The sequence below is a fragment of the Sphingomonas sp. FUKUSWIS1 genome (genome assembly GCF_000733135.1).
Taxonomy (GTDB): Bacteria; Pseudomonadota; Alphaproteobacteria; order Sphingomonadales; family Sphingomonadaceae; genus Sphingomonas; species Sphingomonas aerolata.
Genome location: NZ_JPJC01000162.1, coordinates 1 through 680, shown reverse-complemented (window position 1 = coordinate 680; position 680 = coordinate 1). Strand labels below are relative to the sequence as shown.

The window sequence follows — 680 nt, the reverse complement described above, 5'->3', positions numbered from 1 at the left end:
CCCGCCCGCCGACCTGCACGAGGCATTTCGGCGTGCTGAGCGTCAGCGGCAGGAGCCGCGATCCGTGGCCCGCGGCAAGGATGATGGCCTTCATGGCACCCGCTTATGCATCAACTGTGGCAGGAAAATGCAGCGCTTCGTCCGTGGATGCGGGGGGCAAAGTCGCGCCTGCCGTCCTGCTTTGATTCTGGACCCCCGCCTGCGCGGGGGAACGGTGGCGGATCCGGTGTGGCAAAAACTGTTCTCCCGCGAAGGCGGGAGCCCAGGGTTACGGGCGATGTCCTGCGTAACCCTGGGGGCACGCCCCTCAGCGCCGCACGATCGCCGCATCGTCGCGCGACCAGCCGCCGCCCATCGCCTGATAGAGCGTCACATAGGCCGTCAGCCGGTCCGCGCGTGCCTGGACCAGCGACAGCTCCGCGGTCAGCAGCCCGCGCTGCGCATCGAGCTGGTCGATATAGGCCGAATAGCCCGCGCGGTAGCGGTTCGACGCGTTGCGCAGCGCGCCCGCGAGCGCATCGCGCTGTGCGGCGAACGCATTGGCCTGTTCGCCCGAGCGGCGGACGCCCGCAAGGCTGTCGTCGACCTCGCGGAACGCCTGGAGCGCGGTGCGGCGATAGGCGAACGCCGCCTGGTCGCGGCGTGCGGTCGCGGCATCGGCCTGCGCGCCCAGCCGCCCG

At 70.9% G+C, this 680-nt stretch carries 2 protein-coding genes; both read right to left on the bottom strand.

Going from position 1 to position 680, the window contains the following annotated elements; all coding sequences use genetic code 11:
• Positions 1–94 (bottom strand): sugar phosphate nucleotidyltransferase (locus tag sphsw_RS19380; protein ID WP_268745768.1); only part of this gene is annotated, 94 nt, incomplete at its 3' end.
• Positions 95–307: 213 nt separating this feature from the next.
• Positions 308–680 (bottom strand): TolC family protein (locus tag sphsw_RS10465; RefSeq protein WP_031440571.1); only part of this gene is annotated, 373 nt, incomplete at its 5' end.